Here is a 16,027-nt window from a genome sequence, read left to right on the forward strand (position 1 = left end):
GAGTAATAAAATGTATAGTTTTTCACCCAAATTAAGATTATATTCAATCATATTCATTGTTCTGGGATTAGTTCTTTTTGGAGCTGGTTACTTTATGAATCATGGAACAGATGAGGCGCAGATAGGGCACATGATGGAACAAGTTCATGCCGGCGGAAATACTGCTCCCCTAAATTCCAGTGAATTGGTTGGTCCTCAAGATGAGGCTGCACATTTAGAGCATGCAACAATGCAGTTTAAAAATCAGCCATTAGCAGCAATTCATACTGTTTCGGTATTCCTTTTTGCATTAAGCTGTTGTGCATTATTCTTTTACGCCATTCAAAATGCCTCACACGCAGGTTGGTCTATTATTATCTTTAGAGTAATGGAGGCAATTGCTTCTTTTATACCATTTGCCGGCGCCTTGATTATTATTATCATGCTGTTAAATGTTACGCATATCGGTCATTTATTTCACTGGATGGATCCGGAATTAACAGATCCAAACAACGCACATTTTGATCCAATTCTTTTTGAAAAGAAAACGTTCTTAAATATTCCTTTCTATGTATTTAGAACCCTATTCTACGTAATTGGAGCTTCTTTCTTTTCCTGGAAATTAAGAAGTATCTCTAAAAAAGTTGACGAGACGAAAAGTAGAAAAGTTTATGCGAACTACTACACTTGGAACATTGGGTATATCGCATTTTTCGGATTCTGCTCTGCCGCTTGGGCGTGGGATTGGTTGATGTCTATTGATCCACACTGGTATTCCACCATGTATATTTGGTATGCGATGGTTAGTGCTTGGGCAAGTTCCGTTGCAATCATATTATTGATCAGTGTTTACCTAAAGAAAAAAGGTTTTCTACCACAGTTTAATGATAATCACTTACACGATTTAGGCGTTTATTTATTTGCCTTAAGCATGCTCTGGACCTATACTTGGTTCGCGCAGTTTATGCTTTATTGGTACGCAAATATTCCGGAAGAGGTCAACTATTTTTATGGTAGATTTGAATATTACGGTTGGGCATTCTGGTTAATTTTAGTTTTAAACTTTGCAATTCCTTTATCGGTCATGGTGAGTTCAAGTATTAAGAGAAATTATACCGTAATGGCGACCATGGCAGCAATTGTTATCTGTGGCCAGTGGCTGGTCTACTACAATATGGTAATGCCAGGATCAGTAGGTCCTTATTGGGAGAATATCACCGGATTGTTAACAAATGCTGGAGCAGTATTGTTTGGATTGGGTGCCTTCATCTTCGTGGTATTTACAACACTATCTAAGTTGAAATTAATTCCAGTAGGAAATCCGTTCTTACACGAATCAAAAATTTATGAATATCCTTTCTAGATTGTGATTTCACATAAAAATCTAATCCCGGCTTTTGTCGGGATTTTTTTATAAATTTGTTATAAACCCAACCCCGATGATTTCAAAAATTCCGACCATTATTTCATCTCATTTAAAAATGATTAGGAATAATTCTATCTTCATTTTGATTTTCTTTTTTCTTCTCGTCAGTTGTAAAAAAACTACTGTAGATGCGACTTCAACAAAAACCTTGCAGTCAAGTATTAATGATTTGGCGACTAATTTAAACACATTACAGCAAGTTAAGTTTAGTGAAGCATTGTACATCATTAAAACTTTTGGTGTGGAAGCGGAAGGTGCTCAAAATGAACTCACGGCCTTGGGAAAGATGATCAATGGTAAAAAAGTTCCGGAAATTTTCGCGTTAGCTGATAAAGTTGCGCAAAACAACGGGATTGAATGGTCAAGTTCAGGTCCGCCATCTCTGGGTGAAATGAATATATTTGGAACTGAGCTTGCAAAGGAATCCGACCCAAATGATGTTTCAGCGAGTTCCCTAAGTCTTTCAGTAAATCCGCTCGGAAATAGTGAAATTTTAGGTGCGCAATCCATACAGATTGTCCCTCGTCTTTTAGATAATACCGGAAAAGAAGCCGATTTTTCAGGTGCTGGATTAGAAGCGGTTCTAGAAGTTTTCAGCGGTGGCGCAAGAGTTTTGCAGTCTAAGAATCTAATGCAAGACAATAATTTTAAAGGTTTCACTTTGAGGTTTGCTTCTCTGCCTTCTCAGAAAATAGTTAATAATCAGATTGATATCACGGTTTCAATAAAAACGACGAAGAAAACATTTAAAATGACTAAAGTGGGTGTTGACGTAAACCCAAAAGCTTTACTCATGCCGCCAGGCGATCCTGATAAAAATCCGGCAAATCCCGATACAGATATTCCTACTGTACCGACTGATATTACAGATGTTCCATCTACAGACAAACCAGTTTCTTCTGCGGGAGACCCGAAAGCAACCGTTTCCAAATTCCTCAATAATCTTTCCTCTCAAAATTTAAAGGGCGCTTATGATACTGCCGATAATCCGGCTTGGGGTTCTTATGATCAATTTTCAAATCCTACTTCCGGTTTTGGTGGTGTGAAAGGCGTGAATGTAAAAAATATGTCGACCAATTCCGTTAGCGCGAATACGGCAAGTGTAAATGCAACCTATGACATTATTGATAAAGAGGGCAAAACAACGGCAATTCAGGTGACTTTCGGTCTGAAAAACACCAATGGAAATTGGAAGATCTCCAGCTATAAAATAAATTAAGAATGAATCAAAAGTTAGTTCACGAATTAGAAAGTACCATTGAAAATATTCCGGATTTCCCCAAAGAAGGAATTCAGTTCAAAGATATAACGCCTATCTTTCTCAATCCCCAGTTATACAAAGATGTCATCAAGGATTTGGCGGCATTCAGTCGGGACAAAATAGATGTGGTTTGCGGAATTGAAAGCCGCGGTTATTTGTTTGGAATCGCAATTGCGGTCGCATTAGATGTTCCTTTTATTTTAATTCGAAAAAAAGGAAAATTACCACCGCCATTTGTTGGGCAGAAATATGACCTGGAATATGGCTCAGCGGAAATAGAAATGCGAACAGGCCAACTAAAACACGGACAAAGAGTTCTCATTCACGACGATTTATTAGCAACAGGAGGCACAACAGAAGCTGCAGCCCTATTAGTTCAGAAACAGGGAGCCATAGTTTCCCAATTTAGTTTTTTAATTGCTCTGAAGGAATTAGGAGGTGAAGAACGCCTTAATAAATTCAATGCGGAAGTTCATCAGATCTTAAGTTATTAAAATATATTTCCTGCCGAAATATTTCAAATCGAGATCAATTATCAGAAATCTTTTTTTTGAAAACTTAATTTTGTATATCGCTCAAAAACAGTTAAATTTGCACTTCAATTTTTATTAAAATTATGGCAAAACAGAGACCTCACACCAGTAAGAAAGATATGGAAGGGAAGGAAACGGTAGAAGTTTTTAAAGATTTAGACCGCGGTGCCCTGGATACCGAAAGATTTCTGGAAAAAAATGCGAAACTTTTAGCCATTATTTTTGGTGCTTTAGTGATAGCCGTTTTAGGGTTTTTTGCCTACAAACAATTTTATGTAGAGCCTCGAAATGAGGAAGCTACTTTAAGCTATTTATCTGCTCAGAAAAATCTTGCTGAAGGTAAGGATGATTTGGCGTTAGGTGGTAAAAGTGCTGCAAATCCTGGATATTTAGGAACATACAAAAACTACTCGGAAACCGAAGTAGGGAAATTATCTGCGTACAATGCGGGACTTATAAAATTTAAGGAAGGTAAATTTCAGGAAGCTTACGATTTACTTGATGAGTTTTCTAGCGATAGCGATATTTTAACATCTTTGAAATTTGGCGCAATGGCAGATTGTCAGTCAAATTTAAATAAAAATGACGAGGCATTATCGCTTATTGATAAAGCAATAGCTGCTTCAGATGATCCTTATACCAAGTATTATTTCACAAGAAAAGCCGGAACTTTAGCATTGGCAATGAAGAAAAATGCAGAGGCTAAAAAATACTTTTCTACGATTGAAGAAAAATATGAAGATTACGATAACGGAATGTCGGACGCGTATATCGAAATGGTTAAATATTACTAAAAAATTATAAAAATGGCAACTGTAAATCTTTCAGATTATCAACCATTGCAGATCAACGATGCCAGTTCTTTTAGAATTGGCATTGTTGTTTCCGAATGGAATGATTTCGTAACTAATAATTTACGCGATGGCGCTATACAAACGCTTATAAAAGAAGGAGTAAAAGAAGAACATATTAAAATTTTCAATGTTCCTGGCGCTTTTGAACTCAATTACGCTTCTATGCAACTTTGCAAAACAGATTATTTTGATGCAGTCATTGCTATTGGGTGCGTGATAAGAGGTGAAACACCACACTTTGACTATGTATGTTCAGCGGTAGCCCAAGGCATTAAAGACTGCAATATTTTAACCAATGTTCCTACCATCTTCTGCCTTTTAACCGATGATACAAAAGAACAATCGATCGCGAGAAGCGGAGGCGAATTAGGGAACAAAGGCGTCGAAGCTGCTGTTACCGCGCTGCACATGATTGCTTTCAAAAAGGATTTATAGAAGTTACCGCTTTTATACCTTTTAAAAAACCAGACTCTTAAGTCAAAAAAAATACGATTATGTACGCATCAAAACTAAAACCTTATTTGTATTTGGGGCTTTTCTATGGTCTTTTGTCCCTGATTTTAAGAGTTGTATTTATTTTTCATCCAATTACTACCGTCGAATTTGGTTTTTTTCAAAGCTTAAAAATTCTATTCGTCGGCGCATTAAGTGATGTCTTTGTTTTTATTTTAGCGAGCAGTATTTTAGCAATTTACTTACTGTTTTTATCGAATTCAAAATATAAAAACCCCTACGGATATATTATTTTCGGATTTTTTGTTATTTCATTTTTATATACTGCCTTTGTTCCAGGAAATATTTTCAAACAATATGGTGGTTCTTTTCCCGAAGTTGCAATGATTTTTATCGGGTTGAAGATGGCATTATTTGGCTTAATGCTTTTTCTTCCTACGCAAAGACTTCGGATTCGAAATATTTTATATTTCATTACCATTTTCCTCTATGTTTTGCTCATCATTTTCAATGCGGTTAGCGAATATTTTTTTTGGAATGAATTCGGTGTTCGATATAATTTTATCGCGGTTGATTACTTAATTTACACCAATGAAGTCATCGGGAATATTATGGAAAGTTATCCTATAATTCCTCTATTTACCGGAATTCTGACACTGTCCGTAATCATCACTTGGTTTATTTACAAAAAAACACGTGATGAATTACTCACGCTTCCTAATTTTAAACAAAAATTAATTCTTCTTGTATCTTTTATCGTATTGGCGGCAATCAGTTTATTCATGATTCCGCAGTTGGGTAAAATAAAAAGTGATAATACCTTCGCTGCAGAAATTCAGGCAAACGGTTTTCCTAAATTTTATCATGCATTTACCCAAAATGAATTAGATTATTTTCAGTTTTATCCAACAATGAATCAGCAAGTTGCTGAAAGTAACTTTTTGAAACAATTTCAACCGCCATCTTTGGTAAGAAATATTACTTCAAACGGTCCAGAATTGCACAAGAATGTCGTCTTAATTTCAGTGGAAAGTCTCTCAGCAGAATTTCTCGAACATTATGGCAATCAACAACAAATAATGCCTTTCCTCGACAGTTTGGCGGATAAATCTTTAATGTTTACAAACCTTTATGCCACTGGAAACCGTACCGTTCGGGGACTTGAAGCTTTAACTTTATGTATTCCGCCTACGGCTGGAGAAAGTGTGGTAAAAAGAAAAAATAATAAAAATAAATTCACAACGGGAAGCGTCTTCAAATCCAAAGGGTATCATGTGAAATTTCTCTACGGAGGATACAGTTATTTTGATAATATGGAGGATTTTTATAAAGGAAATGGCTACGAAATTATAGATCGGAATAACTTTAATCCGGAAGAAATTACTTTTGCCAATGTTTGGGGAGTTTCAGATGAAGATATGGCGAAAAAAGCAGTGCAGGAAATGAACCAGGATGCTAAAACCGGAAAACCTTTTTTCCATCATTGGATGACCGTTTCCAATCACCGCCCTTTTACTTATCCCGAAGGAAGGATTGATATTCCGGGGACTGCCAAATCTCGCGATGGTGGTGTGAAGTATACAGATTATGCCTTGCGTAAATTTTTCGAAATGGCAAAGAAAGAGGCTTGGTATAAAAATACGGTTTTCGTAATTGTTGCAGATCATTGTGCATCAAGTGCAGGGAAAACAGAATTGCCGATGGACAAATACCGTATTCCGGGAATCGTCTTTTCAGAAGGTTTTATTGAGCCCCAGAAATTTCACCAAACAATGTCCCAAATTGATGTAATGCCGACACTTTTTGGACTTTTAAACTTTAATTATGAATCAAAGTTTTTAGGTCAGAATATTTTCAGCGCGCAATTTCAGCCCAAAGCTTACATCGCAACTTATCAGGATTTAGGTTTTATAAAAGACAATTATCTAACGGTAATTTCGCCGACCAAAAAAGTGAAACAATATTCTTTAAGCTTGCAAAAATCCGATTTACCGGAGAATTTTAAACTGTTTTACGATGAAAAACTTGTTAGTAAACCTCAAACCAGTTTGGTAGAAGATTGTATCTCAGCTTACCAAAGTGTTTCTTTTTGGTTAAAAGAAAATAAACTCAATAAATAATATTTTTTGTAATTTTAGCAAAAGATTCAGATATGAAATGGACAAATGACAGAAGTGGCAATGTTGACGACAGACGCGGTTCCGGCGGCGGTGGCGGTATGCTCGTGGGTGGTGGTTTAGGAACACTGATCATTGCAGCAATCATATTTTTTTTGGGTGGTGATCCATCTGCCATTTTATCTTCCGGTATGGGAAGTGCAGGTCCGGCAACAGAACAGCGGGATCTAACTCCGGCTGAATTAAAAGTTCGGGAATTCGTACAAATGGTTACTGCAGAAAATGAACAAACCTGGACAAAAATATTTAAAGAAAATGAAATGCAGTACGATCCTGCAAAAGTGGTAATGTTTGAAAATGTAACCCAATCTGGATGTGGAACCGCGCAGGCAGCGATGGGTCCTTTTTATTGTCCTGCCGACCAAACAGTTTATATGGACATGAGTTTCTTTAAAGAACTAGAGCAACGGTTCGGCGCACAGGTGACAGAGTTTTCTATAGCTTATGTGATGGCGCATGAAATCGGGCATCACGTACAAACACTTTTAGGAACTACGCAAAAAGTAGATGAGTTACGAAGAAGTGGCAGATATTCTGAAGCGGAGATGAATAAAGTTTCTGTAGCTACCGAATTGCAGGCCGATTTTTATGCGGGTGTTTGGGCAAGACAGACTGATAACCGCGAGAAATTTTTAGAGCCTGGAGATCTTGAATCTGCAATTTCTGCCGCAGAAGCAGTAGGTGACGACAATATCCAGAAACGTTCACAAGGATATGTAAATCAGGAAGGCTTTACCCACGGAAGTTCAGCACAGCGTAAAGAGTGGTTTATGAAAGGGTATAACACAGGTGATATTCGCCAGGGTGATACTTTCAATGCGTTACTTAAATAATCAAAACAAACCTTTGTATACAGAAAAACCACAGTGCGAAAGCGCTGTGGTTTTAAAAAATATATGAATGTAATTGTGTTCTTAGCTTTGGTTCATGGTATCTTCTACCGTACCTTTCGTTTGATTTACTTTGTCTTGAACTTGTGAAGCTACATCCGAAGCTTTTGTTTTGATGTCATTTCCCCACTGATTGAAATTGTCTTTCGCAGTGTTTACTTTGTCTTTCACCATTTGCTTATCTTCAGCACTTGCATTTTTGTATTTCCACCATGCTAATGCTCCTAATCCTAATAATGCTAATACGCCGTTTTTCTTAGTTCCCATAACTTAATTTTTTATTGATTTAATGAATAAAATTTAATTTGATATAGGCTAATATGTAAATTCTGTGCCAAACAATTTTGAGCAATGCTAAAGTTTTGTTAATATCTACATAATTAAAAAATCCGCCCCAATTGGAGTGGATTTTTAGGATAAATAGGACTACTATCCCAAATATGGATATTTATAATCTTTTGCAGATACAAACGTTTCTTTAATACTTCGAACTGAAACCCAACGTAAAAGATTCATTTTAGAACCTGCTTTGTCGTTTGTCCCCGACGCTCTTGCACCACCAAAAGGTTGCTGTCCTACAACAGCTCCAGTTGGCTTATCGTTAATATAAAAGTTACCTGCAGCGTTTTCCAATGCTTTGTACGCTTCAGCAATTGCGTAACGATCTTGGGAAAATACAGCGCCTGTTAATGAATATGGAGAAGTTTCATCCACTAGCTTTAAAGTTTCACTCCAGTTTTTATCTTCATAAACATAAACCGAAAGTATCGGTCCGAAAATTTCTTCGCAAACTGATTCGTATTTTGGATTTGATGTTTCAATAATGGTTGGCTCTACAAACCATCCTTTACTATCATCACATTTACCACCAATAATCACTTTAGCGTCAGCTGATTTTTCTGCTCTTTCAATATAACCTTTGCATTTTTCGAAAGAATTTTTATCAATAACAGCATTCACGAAGTTAGAAGGATCTTCCGGACTTCCTACTTTAATGGTTTTCATCTGTTTCTCTAAAACTGCTTTTACATCTGCCCAAAGCGACTGTGGAATATACGCGCGGGAAGCTGCTGAACATTTTTGACCTTGGTATTCGAAAGCCCCACGAACAATTGCAGTCGCAACAGCGTCAACATTTGCAGAAGGATGAACTATGATGAAATCTTTTCCACCAGTTTCCCCTACAATTCTTGGATAGGTTTTATATTGATGAATATTGTCGCCCATCATTTTCCACATGCTCTGGAATACTTTCGTAGATCCTGTAAAATGAAGACCTGCAAAATCTGGATGTGCCAATACTTTTTCAGCTGTTTCTTTTCCGTCAGTGAAAATCATATTGATTACACCTGCGGGCAAACCAGCTTCGATCAGGATATCCATAATTACTTTTGCAGAATAAATCTGCTTGTCAGATGGTTTCCAAACAACTACATTGCCCATCATTGCCATACAAGTTGGTAAGTTTCCGGCAATCGCTGTAAAGTTAAACGGAGTTACCGCGAAACAAAATCCTTCCAATGGCCGATATTCTGATCTGTTCCAAATTCCGTTATCAGAAATAGGTTGTTCGCTATACATTTCTGTCATAAACTCCACATTGAACCTCAAAAAGTCTATGAATTCACATGAAGCATCAATTTCTGCCTGATGCACGTTCTTGCTCTGACCGATCATGGTTGCTGCATTAAGTCGGTCTCTGTATGGGCCAGCAATTAAATCTGCAGCTTTCAGAAAAATTGCAGCGCGCTGTTCCCAACCTAAATTATTCCACTTTTCCTTTGCAGCCAAAGCTGCTTTTATAGCTTGGTCTACGTGGTCCATGGTTCCTTTGTGGTAAACTCCCAAATTATGCTGATGATCCTGCGGAGAATTAATGACTACCTCTTCGCCAGTTGTAATCTCTTTTCCATTGATCACCATTGGAATATTTACTTTCTCTTTCCACATTTCTTTATAGGTGGAAATAAGAGACTTAACTTCTGAAGACCCTGGTTCATAGCTTCTTACAGGCTCGTTTATTGCGAAAGGAACTTGCGAAATTGCTTTTGACATATTTATAATTTTTATTGATATTTTTATGATTGTTACAAAGTTACGGGATTTAGAGCTATGTTCCAAAATTCGGAAAAGTGCAATTAAGCCTTTACCAACATTTTTTCACACACCATCTTGCTTAGGGCAATAGTGCTGCCGTCTTCCTTGCCAATCGTCATTGATTCATCATATTTTTCAATTTCTATAATCCTCAGGATTTTCCCCAATTCTAATTTTTTACTATTCAGATAATTTAAAAAATTATCATCTGAAACAGTAACCGCACTGAAAGTGACCTTTTCACCTTTAGTACATTCGCTTAGTTTTTTTAAATCTAAAGAGATGATATTTCCTTCTTTATTGGGAATTGGCTCTCCGTGCGGATCAAATTTCGGGAACTGGAGCAATTCATCCATTTTATCGAAAAACATTTCAGAATGTACGTGTTCCAGCTGTTCTGCAATTTCGTGTACGTTTTCCCACCCGAAATTCATTTTTTCGACCAAAAACATTTCGGTCAATCGGTGTTTACGAACGATTAAAGCTGCTTCTTTGTTTCCTTGGGGAGTAATAATGAGTGGTTTATAGGTTTCATAAATTACCCATTCTTTTTGTGCAAACTTTTTCATCATGTTATTGACGCTGGGCATCTTCACATTCAAAAATTTGCTTAATTCATTTACAGTCACCGTATTATCATCTTTTCGGAGATGGAAAATAGCCTTTAGATAATTTTCTTCCGTGAGTGAAATCATATGTTAGACAATTAGTAATGCAAATCTAACAATAATAAAATAATGAAAGCGTGCTGAGGATTGCACGCTTTCTTTTCAAATACATAAAATGAAATAAAAAAATACTTCTTTTAAATAATGCTTCGGTTATAAAAACACCTTAAAAGAAATGATATGAAAAGGTTATAAATTAGGTTAGACTGGAATTGAATATCAAAGGTGTAACATTATTTTTTAAATCCCTAAGTGTTTTCACCCGGATTTCTCGTTTTTTTCACCCTTTTGTGTACATTTGATTTATGAAATATTCTTTTAAAAATGATTATGCCGAAAGTGCTCACCCACGAATTTTGGAAGCTTTGATAAAATCTAATTTAAATCAACAAAATGGTTATGGTTTAGATGAATATTCTACCGAAGCAAAAAGCATTATTAAACAAAAAATCGGCAATTATTCGTCCACCGTTGATTTTGTTTCTGGCGGCACGCAAGCTAATTTGATCGCGATTTCCGCGTTTTTACGTCCGCATGAAAGTGTTGTTGCTGCTGCAACAGGACATATTTTCACCAATGAAAGTGGTGCCATCGAAGCTACTGGACATAAAGTGCATGCCATCGAAACTTTAAATGGTAAAATTAAGCCCGTAGATATCCAGAAAATCATTGATGTTCATCAGAATAAGCCACATCAGGTCAAACAAAAACTGGTTTATATTTCAAATTCTACGGAGTTGGGAACCATTTATTCTAAGCAGGAATTAATAGATTTATACCAATATTGCCAGGAAAAAGAGCTTTATTTATTTGTAGACGGTGCACGTTTAGGACATGCTTTAACGGCGGAAACCAACGACTTAACTTTAGAAGATTTCGGAAAATATACGGATGCCTTTTACCTCGGTGGAACGAAAAATGGCGCATTAATCGGAGAAGCAATAATCATTAATAATGAAAATTTGCAGAAAGAATTCGGTTTTCACTTAAAACAAAAAGGAGCTTTGCTTGCAAAAGGCAGATTACTCGGACTTCAGTTTCAGGAATTGCTCCGAGATGATCTATATTTTGACCTTGCGAAACATGCGAATCAACAAGCCATGAAAATTAAGAATGCTTTTGGACAATTAGGCAGCGATTTCCTTTGCGAAACATTTACCAATCAGATATTTCCTATTCTTACAAATTCTCAAATCGAAAAGCTCTCCACCAATTTTGATTTTTATGTTTGGAAAAAGATAGATGAAGAAAAATCAGCCGTCCGAATCATCACATCCTGGGCGACAACGGATCAGATTATAGAAAATTTTATTAATGAAATAAAAAATTTAAAATGAAGAAAACGATCATTTTTTTAAGCCTTTTGGTTGCAGTTGGCATAAATGCACAGAAAAAGGAAAAAGATTCTGAAATTTTGGGATATGTAAATTCGGTAAGCAAAGATTCATTGAAGGCCAATATTCAAAAACTTGTAAGTTTTGGAACGCGACATACCATGAGTTCTACGACTGATAAAGATAAAGGTATTGGCGCCGCAAGAAGTTGGGTGCTTTCTAAATTCAGAACGTACGCCGAAAATACCGGTGGTCGAATGGAAGTTTATCTTCAAAATGAAGATTTACAGCCTGATGGAAAGCGAATAAGCAAAGTTACCAATCTGGGAAATGCAGTAGCGTTTTTAAAGGGAACCGATCCCAACGATAAGAGAATTATCATTATTTCAGGGCACTTAGATTCTCGAGTTTCAGATGTAATGAACTCCACAGATTATGCCCCTGGCGCTAATGATGATGGAAGTGGTGTTGCAGCAGTGATAGAAAGTGCCAGAGTTTTGAGTAAATCAAAATTCCCAACCTCCATACTTTTTGTTGCGGTAAGCGGCGAAGAGCAGGGGCTTTTGGGTGCGACCATGTTAGCAGACAAAGCCAAAGAAGATCATTGGGATATTCAAGCAGTTTTGAATAATGATATGATTGGAAACAACAGCTTTGATGCAAATAAAAATGACGGAACTCCAAAACTTAGAGTTTTCAGCGAAGGTTTATCAGCTTTTGAAACTGAAAAAAATGCCGCAAAAATTCGCAGTCTCGGATTAGAGAATGATGGAGACGCACGCCAGTTAGCCAGATATGTAAAAGAAATTGGAGAAAAATATGTGAAGAATATCGACATCAAATTAATTTACAGAAACGACCGCTTTTTACGAGGCGGTGATCATACTCCTTTCGTAAATAACGGCTTTACTGCAGTTCGTTTAACAGATTATTACGAAAACTATGATCATCAGCATCAGGATATCAGAACAGAAAACAATAAGAAGTACGGCGATTTAATTGAATTTATGGACTTTGATTATCTAAAAACAAATACCGCTGTAAATGTTGCGGTGATGGCCAACTTGGCGAAATCAACTCCGCCGCCAGTCAATGTATTAATGGATGTTAAAGAGCTTTCTAATTCTACAAAACTGATGTGGGAAAAACCATCCTCCGGGAAAGTCAAGGGATATAATATCTTGTATCGGGAAACCGACAGTTCTGTTTGGACCAATAAAATTTTCACTACTGAAAATTCTTATACAGTTCCGCTCTCCAAAGATAATTTCATTTTTGCAGTGCAGAGCGTTTCACAAAGCGGTAACGAAAGTTTGCCAGTGGTTCCCAAAGTTTCAAGATAAAAAAAATCCGTCTCGCTGATAAACGAGACGGATTTTATATTTTTATTAAAATTGTACTTATTCTAAATCCTCGAATTTATCAACAATTCTTTGGGAAACTCCAGTTTTGCTGAAACCACCATCGTGGAAGAGATTCTGCATGGTTACTTTTCTGGTAAGATCAGAGAACATGCTTACGCAATAATTCGCACAATCTACTGCATCTGCATTCCCAAGCGGAGACATGCTGTCAGCAAAATTAAAGAAACCACTGATTCCTTTTACACCAGCACCAGCTTTCGTCATTACAGGAGATTGAGAAATTGTATTGACACGAACTTTTCGGTCGCCCCAATAATATCCGAAACTTCTTGCAATACTTTCAAGATAGGATTTATTGTCTGCCATATCTCCGTAATTGGGGAATACGCGCTGTGCAGCAATATACGTTAAGGCTAAAATTGAACCCCATTCATTCATAATATCGCGATCCCAAGCAGCTTTCATTACTTTATGAAAAGAAACTGATGATACATCCCAACCTTTTTCTAAGAAATCATAATTAAGATCGGTATATGATTTTCCTTTTCTAATATTTACGGACATTCCGATAGAGTGAAGGATAAAATCGATTTTGCCATATTTCTCTTCTGCATGCGCAAATAGCTTATCTAAGTCTTCCACAGAAGTAGCGTCGGCAGCAATAACATCTGAACCTGTTTTCTTCGCAAGCTCATCTATTTCCCCCATTCTCATGGCGATTGGTGCATTAGAAAGGATAAATTCAGCGCCCTCTTCGTGACATCTTTCCGCAACTTTCCAAGCGATGGATTGGTCGTTTAAGGCTCCGAAGATAATTCCTTTCTTACCTTTTAATAATCCGTATGACATAATCTTAATTTTATTTAGGACAAATTTAAAAATTTTTTGTTGTTTAACGCATAAAAAAAAGAATCGCCATCCGACGATTCTCTTCTATAATTATAAATCTTGATTAGTTAGTAGTTTTTCTAACCTCAGATTTTGCATCTTCTCCCAGATCTTTGGTTTTTTCCCAAGCATCGGATACCGCATCTTTTGTATCTTCCCAAGCATCAGAAACATTTTCTTTAGCTCTTTCCATCCAGCCATCTGAAGTAGGTTCTACATTTTTGTCTTTTTGTTCGCGGATATAATCTTTTGCTCTATCTGCGTAATCATCTGCAGTCCATTTAGCCTTATCTACTGCGTTTTCTGCTTTGTTGTAATCTTGATTGTCCATAATAATAAAGTTTAATGTTAATATTTAATGATTGAAAAAATTAATTTGATAAATTAAGAGTTGCAATTACCATTCCTAAATTTTGTAATGATATGTTAAACATATCTTAAAGTTTTGATAATATAAATATCAAATTGTCATTTAAATTTTTAGTTGTTGATAAAATTTTGATTTGTAAATTTGTTATATAATAAAAAACATGGAAATTAAAAGATGTGGATGGAGTGAAAAAGACGATTTGTATCGGAAGTACCACGATGAAGAATGGGGAAAACCGGTCTATGATGATCAACTTATTTTTGAACTTCTAGTACTTGAAAGCTTTCAAGCCGGACTGTCTTGGTACACGATTTTAAAAAAGAGACCAAATTTCAAAAAAGCTTTTGAAGATTTTAATTATAAAAAAATTGCTACTTATTCTGATGTGAAAGTAGAAGAGTTGTTGTCTGATGCGGGGATCATCCGAAATCGATTGAAGATTTTAGCGACCATAAATAATGCACAGAAATTCCAGGAAGTGCAAAAAGAATTTGGCAACTTTTCAAGTTATATCTGGGGCTTCGTCGGTGGAAAGCCAATTGTAAACGATCCAAAAACTTTACAAGATGTTCCTGCAACCACCGAAATTTCCGATGCTTTGGCAAAAAATTTAAAGAAAAGAGGTTTTAAATTTCTTGGCTCTACGGTGGTTTATGCACACATGCAGGCAACCGGAATGGTGAATGATCATTTGGTGGACTGCCATTGTAAATAATAAATGCGGTTAACTTCTTGACCGCATTTATTCAATTAGAATGCACTAAATATACTTTTTCGCACTGCGCTTTTACAAACTTTTTTAGAAAAAATTAATCTTTTGTGACATTGTCGTTCTGAAGCCTATTTAATAATTCGATCCAAAACCCACTCGATCATGTTTCTTTCAGAAGCTGCGTGATCCGCAGAAAATTCCCCACGTCTTCTGTTCGCAATAACCGAATTCACGGTGATCGCTTTATGTCCGAGTAATTTAGAAAGACCGTAAATTGCAGAAGTTTCCATTTCGAAATTTGTCACTCCTAAATCATTCAACGTTTCCAAAAACTGATCATCTAGCGCTTTCAAACGAAGTTGTCTTCCTTGTGGAGCATAAAATCCGGGGAAAGTTGCCGTGTTTCCGTGGTATTTTGCGTCTTTATAATATTCACCCATTTCTTTCGTCCAATCAGAAAAATACAGCATTGGTTTGATTTTCTCGTAGGGAAATTTCGCAATGAAGTTTCTAGAGAATTCATTTTCAAACTCATAATCTTGGTAGAAGTGGAGCAAACCATCAAGACCCACTACATTTTCCGTCACCAACATATTATCGACCTCCACATCAGGATTTACACTTCCGCAAGTTCCCATTCTGAAAAGTTCTAAAGCCGTATGATCTTTTTTGAATTCTTTATTTTTCAAATCAATATTCACCAAAGCATCCAGTTCGTTCATTACGATATCGATGTTTTCAGTCCCAATTCCGGTAGACATTACTGTGATTCTTTCCCCGCGCAAAGTTCCGGTATGCGTATAGAATTCCCTTTTATTTTTTTTGATTTCTATCTTGTCGAAATATTTAGAAACCTTTGGCACACGGTCAGGATCTCCAACTAACATTATTTTCCCCGCAATATCTTCTGGCAGCAAGTTCAAGTGATACACACTTCCGTCGTCATTGAGCACCAATTCTGATGCAGCTAATTTATTAAGCATATTATTTTTTTTTATTTTATTTTTTTTATTTGGGCAGA

Annotated in this window: 16 protein-coding genes; 10 read left to right on the plus strand and 6 right to left on the minus strand. The window is 36.4% G+C overall.

Translation table 11 applies throughout. From position 1 onward, the window contains the following. The first annotated feature begins 10 nt into the window (after positions 1 to 10). The 7 genes from LC814_RS09640 to ypfJ all read left to right on the plus strand — a co-directional run bounded on the left by LC814_RS09640 (position 11) and on the right by ypfJ (position 7,516). The gene (locus LC814_RS09640; RefSeq protein ID WP_226063722.1) at positions 11 to 1,342 is read left to right on the plus strand and encodes a quinol:cytochrome C oxidoreductase; all 1,332 of its coding nucleotides are present in this window, start codon (positions 11 to 13) and stop codon (positions 1,340 to 1,342) included. Between the two features lie 76 nt (positions 1,343 to 1,418). Beyond that, the gene (locus tag LC814_RS09645; protein WP_375373394.1) at positions 1,419 to 2,624 is read left to right on the plus strand and encodes a hypothetical protein; all 1,206 of its coding nucleotides are present in this window, start codon (positions 1,419 to 1,421) and stop codon (positions 2,622 to 2,624) included. 2 nt (positions 2,625 to 2,626) lie between these two features. Then, positions 2,627 to 3,160 (plus strand): adenine phosphoribosyltransferase, encoded by a 534-nt coding sequence (locus LC814_RS09650; protein WP_226063723.1) that lies wholly within the window; start codon positions 2,627 to 2,629, stop codon positions 3,158 to 3,160. 122 nt (positions 3,161 to 3,282) lie between these two features. Then, positions 3,283 to 3,993, plus strand: coding sequence for a YfgM family protein (locus tag LC814_RS09655; protein ID WP_226063724.1), 711 nt, complete (start codon positions 3,283 to 3,285; stop codon positions 3,991 to 3,993). Between the two features lie 12 nt (positions 3,994 to 4,005). Beyond that, positions 4,006 to 4,488 carry a 6,7-dimethyl-8-ribityllumazine synthase gene (gene ribH / locus LC814_RS09660; RefSeq protein ID WP_226063725.1) on the plus strand — a complete coding sequence of 161 codons (483 nt, stop codon included), beginning with the start codon at positions 4,006 to 4,008 and terminating at the stop codon, positions 4,486 to 4,488. A 59-nt stretch (positions 4,489 to 4,547) separates the two neighbouring features. After that, positions 4,548 to 6,626, plus strand: a complete 2,079-nt coding sequence (locus LC814_RS09665) for an LTA synthase family protein (protein WP_226063726.1) — start codon at positions 4,548 to 4,550, stop codon at positions 6,624 to 6,626. Between the two features lie 32 nt (positions 6,627 to 6,658). Continuing rightward, on the plus strand, positions 6,659 to 7,516 hold the full coding sequence (gene ypfJ, locus LC814_RS09670) for a KPN_02809 family neutral zinc metallopeptidase (RefSeq protein WP_226063727.1): 858 nt from the start codon (positions 6,659 to 6,661) through the stop codon (positions 7,514 to 7,516). An 81-nt stretch (positions 7,517 to 7,597) separates the two neighbouring features. Here ypfJ and LC814_RS09675 read toward each other — a convergent pair whose 3' ends face one another. The 3 genes from LC814_RS09675 to LC814_RS09685 form a co-directional block, all read right to left on the minus strand. Next, positions 7,598 to 7,840, minus strand: coding sequence for a YtxH domain-containing protein (locus LC814_RS09675; protein ID WP_226063728.1), 243 nt, complete (start codon positions 7,838 to 7,840; stop codon positions 7,598 to 7,600). Positions 7,841 to 8,002: 162 nt separating this feature from the next. Then, the gene (gene pruA / locus LC814_RS09680; protein WP_226063729.1) at positions 8,003 to 9,628 is read right to left on the minus strand and encodes an L-glutamate gamma-semialdehyde dehydrogenase; all 1,626 of its coding nucleotides are present in this window, start codon (positions 9,626 to 9,628) and stop codon (positions 8,003 to 8,005) included. Between the two features lie 83 nt (positions 9,629 to 9,711). After that, positions 9,712 to 10,365 (minus strand): metal-dependent transcriptional regulator, encoded by a 654-nt coding sequence (locus LC814_RS09685; RefSeq protein ID WP_226063730.1) that lies wholly within the window; start codon positions 10,363 to 10,365, stop codon positions 9,712 to 9,714. 278 nt (positions 10,366 to 10,643) lie between these two features. On the opposite strand from LC814_RS09685, the gene LC814_RS09690 reads away from it, so the two are divergent. Together LC814_RS09690 and LC814_RS09695 are read left to right on the plus strand one after the other, a co-directional pair. Beyond that, positions 10,644 to 11,675: a threonine aldolase family protein gene (locus LC814_RS09690; RefSeq protein ID WP_226063731.1), complete on the plus strand. Its 1,032-nt coding sequence runs from the start codon at positions 10,644 to 10,646 to the stop codon at positions 11,673 to 11,675. After that, entirely contained in the window at positions 11,672 to 13,015 is a 1,344-nt protein-coding gene (locus LC814_RS09695) for a M28 family metallopeptidase (protein WP_226063732.1), read from the plus strand. The genes LC814_RS09690 and LC814_RS09695 overlap by 4 nt, the downstream gene beginning before the upstream one ends. A 57-nt stretch (positions 13,016 to 13,072) precedes the next feature. Here the strand turns inward: LC814_RS09695 and LC814_RS09700 are convergent, their stop codons facing one another. Beyond that, positions 13,073 to 13,885 carry an enoyl-ACP reductase FabI gene (locus LC814_RS09700; protein ID WP_226063733.1) on the minus strand — a complete coding sequence of 271 codons (813 nt, stop codon included), beginning with the start codon at positions 13,883 to 13,885 and terminating at the stop codon, positions 13,073 to 13,075. Positions 13,886 to 13,988: 103 nt separating this feature from the next. Next, a complete protein-coding gene (locus tag LC814_RS09705) occupies positions 13,989 to 14,255 on the minus strand; it encodes a hypothetical protein (protein WP_226063734.1) in 267 nt (88 codons plus the stop codon). A 199-nt stretch (positions 14,256 to 14,454) separates the two neighbouring features. Here LC814_RS09705 and LC814_RS09710 point away from each other — a divergent pair, with 199 nt between their 5' ends. After that, positions 14,455 to 15,009 carry a DNA-3-methyladenine glycosylase I gene (locus LC814_RS09710; protein WP_226063735.1) on the plus strand — a complete coding sequence of 185 codons (555 nt, stop codon included), beginning with the start codon at positions 14,455 to 14,457 and terminating at the stop codon, positions 15,007 to 15,009. Positions 15,010 to 15,134: 125 nt separating this feature from the next. Here LC814_RS09710 and LC814_RS09715 read toward each other — a convergent pair whose 3' ends face one another. Then, entirely contained in the window at positions 15,135 to 15,989 is an 855-nt protein-coding gene (locus tag LC814_RS09715; protein ID WP_226063736.1) for a nucleoside phosphorylase, read from the minus strand. Positions 15,990 to 16,027 lie beyond the last annotated feature (38 nt).

Origin of the sequence: Kaistella polysaccharea, assembly GCF_020410745.1 — a bacterium.
Classification (GTDB): Bacteria; Bacteroidota; Bacteroidia; order Flavobacteriales; family Weeksellaceae; genus Kaistella; species Kaistella polysaccharea.